At 67.1% G+C, this 6032-nt stretch carries 9 protein-coding genes; 8 read left to right on the forward strand and 1 reads right to left on the reverse strand.

Going from position 1 to position 6032, the window contains the following annotated elements:
* The first annotated feature begins 416 nt into the window (after positions 1–416).
* From AB0I59_RS41875 to AB0I59_RS41900, 6 genes are all read left to right on the forward strand, one after another.
* Positions 417–578: a hypothetical protein gene (locus AB0I59_RS41875; RefSeq protein ID WP_358142601.1), complete on the forward strand. Its 162-nt coding sequence runs from the start codon at positions 417–419 to the stop codon at positions 576–578.
* Positions 579–636: 58 nt separating this feature from the next.
* Positions 637–990 carry a hypothetical protein gene (locus AB0I59_RS41880; protein WP_358142604.1) on the forward strand — a complete coding sequence of 118 codons (354 nt, stop codon included), beginning with the start codon at positions 637–639 and terminating at the stop codon, positions 988–990.
* The gene (locus AB0I59_RS41885; RefSeq protein ID WP_358142607.1) at positions 987–1346 is read left to right on the forward strand and encodes a hypothetical protein; all 360 of its coding nucleotides are present in this window, start codon (positions 987–989) and stop codon (positions 1344–1346) included. The genes AB0I59_RS41880 and AB0I59_RS41885 overlap by 4 nt, the downstream gene beginning before the upstream one ends.
* 39 nt (positions 1347–1385) lie before the next feature.
* Positions 1386–2132: a hypothetical protein gene (locus AB0I59_RS41890; RefSeq protein WP_358142610.1), complete on the forward strand. Its 747-nt coding sequence runs from the start codon at positions 1386–1388 to the stop codon at positions 2130–2132.
* Between the two features lie 154 nt (positions 2133–2286).
* Positions 2287–2727, forward strand: coding sequence for a hypothetical protein (locus AB0I59_RS41895; protein ID WP_358142613.1), 441 nt, complete (start codon positions 2287–2289; stop codon positions 2725–2727).
* A gap of 166 nt (positions 2728–2893) precedes the next feature.
* Positions 2894–3184, forward strand: a complete 291-nt coding sequence (locus AB0I59_RS41900; protein ID WP_358142615.1) for a hypothetical protein — start codon at positions 2894–2896, stop codon at positions 3182–3184.
* A 43-nt stretch (positions 3185–3227) separates the two neighbouring features.
* Here the strand turns inward: AB0I59_RS41900 and AB0I59_RS41905 are convergent, their stop codons facing one another.
* A complete protein-coding gene (locus AB0I59_RS41905; RefSeq protein WP_358142618.1) occupies positions 3228–4109 on the reverse strand; it encodes a hypothetical protein in 882 nt (293 codons plus the stop codon).
* Positions 4110–4250: 141 nt separating this feature from the next.
* On the opposite strand from AB0I59_RS41905, the gene AB0I59_RS41910 reads away from it, so the two are divergent.
* Together AB0I59_RS41910 and AB0I59_RS41915 are read left to right on the forward strand one after the other, a co-directional pair.
* Positions 4251–4943, forward strand: a complete 693-nt coding sequence (locus AB0I59_RS41910) for a hypothetical protein (RefSeq protein ID WP_358142621.1) — start codon at positions 4251–4253, stop codon at positions 4941–4943.
* A gap of 140 nt (positions 4944–5083) precedes the next feature.
* Positions 5084–5623: a GNAT family N-acetyltransferase gene (locus tag AB0I59_RS41915; protein WP_358142624.1), complete on the forward strand. Its 540-nt coding sequence runs from the start codon at positions 5084–5086 to the stop codon at positions 5621–5623.
* Positions 5624–6032 lie beyond the last annotated feature (409 nt).

Here is a 6032-nt window from a genome sequence, read left to right on the forward strand (position 1 = left end):
GCGTCAGATGATCGAGAAGAGGCAAACGTCAACGGCCCTGCTGAGGGCCGGTGTGGCATAGGACCGTCTCCACGTTTTCAGGGGATTGACAGGCGCCTTGTCGGTATGGGGCTCCCTGCGCCTGTTCACAGCGATCGCCCATGCGAAGAGCCGGCGACCCGCGGATGCGTGGCGGCATTGGGATCGGGCGAGGGATGCGGCGATCGCGCTGGGGTCGGCTCATCACAACCCGTTGACGATGTTCGGCCAGGCCAACGTGGGCATCTACGCCGTCGCCATCGAGGTGGAGACAAGGCGTTCGGGGGCGGCGGTCGACCGGGCCAAGGCCATAGAGGTCTCCACGATTCCGTCCTCCAACCGGCGGGCGCAGCACCTGCTTGACCTGGCTCGCGGCCAGTTGCGGCACAGGGACTGCGATGGAAGCCCTGGCATCGCTTCGGCTGTCCGAGACGCATTCGGCGGAAACGCTCATGTTCAGCCCGCCGGCCAAGCAGACGATCATTGAGATGATCGAGGCGAGTCGTCGTCCTTCCCCCACGTTGCTGGATCTGGCCGTGCGAGCCCGCGTGATCGCGTAGCCGGCACCCCCAACCGCTGCTTGGGTTCGCGCTCCGCGGGTGGACCTACGGTCACCGCATGAACCGAGATCTTCCCGATCCGAGAGTCATAGATCGAGCCCTGAAGACCCTCGCGTCGGAGCTGGAGGCCCGGCGGTTCGCCGTACGGGTGCGCACTCCTGAGGGGCGTCCGCCGCACCTTCTCGTCATCAATCCCGAGGCCCCCGTCCTCACGGAGAACGTGCTGGTCGCTCCGGACCAGGCCGGGGAGCTGAGCTACTGGTTTCCCTGGCCCAAACGGATCGCATCGGTCACGGCCGTGTTCGATGCCGCAGACCTTGTCGAGAACGTCCTCGCCGAGGTGGGCCGGGGGACGGGCGAGATGCCCTGCCCGGCGCGGGTAGGCGGTTGTGCCGCCGGTGAGTCGCCATGATTCTTCACGAGACGGAGACACCGGAGCCGGCACGTGTCCGTGACGGCGTACGCGTCGCCCCGGGCGAGACGGATCTTCCGCCGCCATTCCACGGTGTCCATGTCGCTCCCTCGCAGAGGGAACGTGACGAGATCCACTGGTTCGCGCCGACCCCGCGCTGCACTCGTGTCCGCGTCCACGAGCACACCTGCGAGTGCAAGGCGACGATCTACGAGCTGTGCCGGGCCGGCGGGCTGACGTTCATTCGCCGCACCGTCCGTGGGCCTGATGGTCCGGTCGTCCACGAGAGCCCCTGGCTCATCGCCGCGAAAGCCCGGCGGCTGTGGCTGGACCTGCTGCTGGGCCAGGCCCGATAGCTCCCCTCCATTCACTCTCCATTGAAGGAGCGCAGATTGATGACGCCCATCAGCAAGCCGCGCAGCGGGTTCGGCGTGCAACTGCCGGTCGCGTTCGACCCGCGCTGGAACCGCATCCCGGGCATCAGCGTGAACGGCACCGTCATCGAGGTCGAGTCGGAGAGGTACTTCTTCCGGTTCGAGACCTCCACCTGGTTGCTGTGTGACTGGCGGATCGTCACCGACGAACTCCTGACCGCCGAGGAGACCTCGCAGACGGTGGTCGAGCAGCTCGCGTTGGATGTTGTGAAGGAGTACGGCTTCTCGACGTCCGACGCCGGGCTGGTGCTGTCCACCGCCTGGGACGTCTACGACTACCTCTTCCGTGACGAGCACCTGCCCGCCCTCGGCCTGCCCCAGGTCACCGCCGGCCATCTGCGGATGCTCCGCGAGGTCGCCGCCTTCATGGCTCTGAACAAGGTCGAGCTTGACGGGCACATCTCCAACATCGGCCCTTGTTGGTTTCTCCCGGCCGTCACGAGCGTCGTCTTCGACCTGGAAGAAGGAGAAGCCGGGATGCTGGACGAGGCCCTCCACGGCACCTGGTTCCACGAGTACCGCCGCATCGAGTCCATCAGGGCTCACACGGCACTCGGCGGACGGCTCGTCCACGGCCGCCAGCTCGTCCCCGGCCACTCCGGCGGAGCCTGTGTCCCGTACGGCGCCTCGATGGAGACCTTCCGCGCCGAGCTGACCGGCCTCCGCCAGGAATGGCTCGCCAAGGTCTACTCCTACCGCGCCGCCTGAGGAGCGCGCGCTGGAGCCACGCACGCGGGGTGGTGGTCATCTCGGCCCGCTGTCGTCAGGCAATGAACGGCCGCGATGCTCGGGTCAGTGATTTTCAAGAGGATCCCAAGCGGCCTCCCCTTCACTTGTGTCGACAGGTCGAAAGGGTGAGGCAATGCGCAAGGTCCTTCAGGTGATCGTGCCGACTGTCGTGCTCGTGCTGGGACTGCCCGCCGGAGCGAGCGCGACGGCACGCGAGGACGACCGCTATCTCGGGATGATGAGGTCCGCCTCTGGGCACTCCGGGTACGCGCAGACGAAGGTCTGGGACACCGGCACCGACGGCAGGGACTACGCCGTTTATGGAAGGATCTACGACCGCGACCGCCATTCCGGTCACTGCGGCTGGGTCCGCGCCAGGTTCCACTTCCGGAAGGGCGGGTCCGCCTGGTCGCCGGCGCGGTGGACCTGCGCGTCCGCGTACAAAGGCTTCCTCTTCGAGGCCGGGCGCGACGTCAAGGGGGCCGACCTGAAGATCTGCATCTACCAGCCGAAGCGGCGCGCCACTTCGTACTGCCGGACCGAGAGCATCTATTTCCACGGTCTCACGCGCTGAGCTCGGGCGGTCATGCCGGCACCGCGAGCGTGGATCGCCCGGCTGTGATCGTGGACATTGGCAGTGCGAGTGAAGTGCGCCCCGCCAGTGAACCCTGGTAGGGCACCACGAACTGCTGACCGCCGAGGAGGCATCGGAGACGGCGGTCGAGCAACTCGCGCTGCGGATGCTCCGCGAGACTGCCACCGGCGTCGTCTTCGACCTGGACGAAGGAGAAGCCGGGATACTGGACGAGGTCTTCCACGGCACCTGGTTCAAGGGGGACCGCCGCATCGAGTCCATCAAGGCCCATGCCGCCCTCGGTGGACGGCTCGTCCACGGCTGCCCGTCCGTGCCCGACCAGTCCGGCGGAGCCTGCGTGCCAAACGGCGCATCGATGGAGACCTTCCGCGCCGAGCTGACCGGCCTCCGCCAGGAATGGCTCACCAAGCTCTACGCCAGCCGCGCCGCCCGATAGGCGCTGTGTGCCCGGGGGCTGACGTGTTGCTTCGCTGACGTCTTCAACTCTTCGGGACTCTCGCATCAGGCCGGGCACTTTGAGCGGTCGTGCGGCGGCGGGCGCGGACTGTGCTGTTGCGGCGCCAGATGAGGGGGTTGGCCTCGCCCGGGGCCAGGGAACCGGCCAGGCCGTCGAGCACCTCCTGGCGGGATTCCCGGGCGACGGCGACGCGCTCGTGGTAGTCGCGGAAGGTCTGCACCTCGCCGTCGGCGCGGCACGGCTCGTATTTCGCGCCGTGGATCTCGGTGTAGGCCATGCCGTGATAGTCGTCCTCGCCGAGCCGCGCCACGTCGAGGGCCCAGTGTCTGAGGAGGGCCGGCGTTGCGCGGAAAGTGAGCAGGCCGCCGATCCGGTCGATCCGGGTGCCGTACGGGTCGGGGTCGGGCCACAGTTCCCGCCATCGCCGTAGCCACGAGCCGTCGTCGTGTGCGTTTCGGATGCGTGTGAGCTGGTCGTCGAGGCCCCAGGTGTGCCAGCGGACCGTACGGCCGGGGGCTGTGCCGGGCTGGTTGAGCCGGTGGCGAAGCTGCCGGGCGGCTTGCGCGGTCAGGACGGTCAGATGGGCGGGCACGAGCGCGATCGGGTCGGCCGGTTCCGCGTCGAACGGATTGGGGTCCAGATGCGGCCGGTCGATGACGACAAGGGTGCCAGGCTGGCGCTGGAAAGAGAGTCCCCACAGCAGGCGGCTGAGCAGGAGAGCGCCGTGCGGATCGGACAGGATGTGCCAGGTCTCGTGGAAGCGGTTGGTGGAGAACCTGGCCGTGACACCGGGACGCGGAGTGATGACGTGAAAGTCGCGGCCATCGACGCGCAACATCCGCAGATGCAGCTTGAGGCGGTCGCCGACATCACGTGCGGATGAGGGGCGAAGCCGCTTACTCATGTGACAAGGCGCTCTTCCTCCCGCGAACCGTCCTACATCGGATTGATCACCTTATGGAACCGCCGCGTACGTGAATCGCACAACCGATTTTCCGCCCCCGAGAGAACGCGTCCGGGCGACCTTGATCATTAGCATGGGCGGGTGCGTACGGCGGACGATCTGCGGCGGCGGTGGCTGGATGAGCTGCCGAAGGTGATGACGCGGCCGGGCATGTGGGCCGCTTGCGGCCGTGAAATGGAGACCGTCGCCCGGACGCTCCTGGGGAACCTCTGTTTCCTCGACGAACGTGATCAGGAGTACAAGGACGTCAGAGAAGAACTGCGCAGGTATGGCCAGGTAGGCGTGCAGGGGCCCTTCGACACTCGCTTCGGAACGGAGCACAGTTGCGTGGACGAGGTCGCGTCCGTCTTCGCCGAGCATTTTCACCGGCTCGGCTACCTTGCCGTCGACCGGACGCTCGATGTGCCGGAATGGGGCGAGCTGATCAGCCAGGTGCGGGATCGGTTCGATGGACGGGACGTGCGGCGCGGCGAGGTGGAGGCGGCCTACGGTAGGCCGAGCCTGGTCATCGGCAAGCGGGTGCTGTGCTACGCGTCGGCGGGCTCGGACGGGTGGGTGTTCTTCGACTGCTTCGCCGAGAGCCAGGCCGCGTACGTGCCCGGAGTCGGGCATTACGAGCACTCGGCCGACGAGGATCCGCTCGTGCGCGACGTCAGGATCCCCGCCGGTGACTTCGAGAGCGGCCTCATCCTCACCCTGTACGGGAAGGTGCTCAGGTGGGGGCCCGGCTGGTGGATTCACCACCCCCAAGCCGGCGCCTCACCGACAACCTAGTGCTGTGACCGCATAGGTTCGCCGGGTCGGTGGTCGCTTCGTCAGCCTGGGAGCGAACCGTGCACGTGCCTTCTGCATGGCGGTGTCGCCCTAAAGAAAAGGGATTGCCTCGGGCGCATAGCTCAGGTTGGCTGGACCGCGTGGCTGAACTGCGTACCGATCGCCTCACCCTCCGTCGATGGCGCGACTCTGACCTTGAACCGTGGGCAGCCATGAATGCCGACCCTGAGGTTCGGGAGCACTTGGGCGACCTGCTGACCCGCGAGCAGAGCGATGCTTCCGTGGCTCTGTTCCAGGCCGAGTTCGACCAGCGAGGCTACGGGTGGTGGGCGGTTGAGGTGCAGGCCACGCGCGAGTTCATCGGCTTCGCGGGCTTGGACCAGGTGGATGACGGCATGCCGTTCACAGGAGTGGAGATCGGCTGGCGGCTCGCCCGCTCGGCCTGGGGGCACGGCTACGCGACCGAGGCCGCGCTGACAGTCCTGGCCCACGGCTTCGACACCCTTGAACTTCCCGAGATCCTCGCTGTCACAACAGCCACCAATCTCCGTTCCCAGGCGGTGATGCGCCGGATCGGCATGACCCGGGACCCGGCCGACGACTTCGACGACCCCACCGAGCCCGAAGGGCCACTGCGTCCGAACGTGCTGTACCGCATCGCCCGTAGTACGAGGATCTGACGTTCTCCGCCAAGGCGGCGTCTGGGTTTCATGGCGAGCCGGTCTCACCGCGCGTCAACCTGGCCGACTTCGCGGTGCACGGCTCGTGTCTCGTCCGATGGACGATGACCTGCCCGAGGTAGTGGCGGGGGGCATGACCGGGGCGATGGAGAGGTCGAGGCAGGACTCCGATATGGCGTCGCGGGTGCTCAGCCACCTGAGCCATAGTCGGGTGCCTTCGCGTTCCCGCAGGGTTTGCCGGGAGTAGGTGGCCGGGTCGCGGCGCATCTCCAGCAGATCGACCTCTTGCCACAGCGCAGGCCGCTGATTGGGATCGCCTGTCAATCCCCTGAAAACGTGGAGACGGTCCTATGCCACACCGGCCCTCAGCAGGGCCGTTGACGTTTGCCTCTTCTCGATCATCTGACGC

The organism is Microtetraspora glauca (genome assembly GCF_040656155.1).
Classification (GTDB): Bacteria; Actinomycetota; Actinomycetes; order Streptosporangiales; family Streptosporangiaceae; genus Microtetraspora; species Microtetraspora glauca.

Excerpts from the sequence above, each read along its gene's own strand:
- AB0I59_RS41875 (WP_358142601.1), top strand. The coding sequence starts at position 417 with ATGGAAGCCCTGGCATCGCTTCGGCTGTCCGAGACGCATTCGGCGGAA.
- AB0I59_RS41880 (WP_358142604.1), top strand. The coding sequence starts at position 637 with ATGAACCGAGATCTTCCCGATCCGAGAGTCATAGATCGAGCCCTGAAG.
- AB0I59_RS41885 (WP_358142607.1), top strand. The coding sequence starts at position 987 with ATGATTCTTCACGAGACGGAGACACCGGAGCCGGCACGTGTCCGTGAC.
- AB0I59_RS41890 (WP_358142610.1), top strand. The coding sequence starts at position 1,386 with ATGACGCCCATCAGCAAGCCGCGCAGCGGGTTCGGCGTGCAACTGCCG.
- AB0I59_RS41895 (WP_358142613.1), top strand. The coding sequence starts at position 2,287 with ATGCGCAAGGTCCTTCAGGTGATCGTGCCGACTGTCGTGCTCGTGCTG.
- AB0I59_RS41900 (WP_358142615.1), top strand. The coding sequence starts at position 2,894 with ATGCTCCGCGAGACTGCCACCGGCGTCGTCTTCGACCTGGACGAAGGA.
- AB0I59_RS41905 (WP_358142618.1), bottom strand. The coding sequence starts at position 4,109 with ATGAGTAAGCGGCTTCGCCCCTCATCCGCACGTGATGTCGGCGACCGC.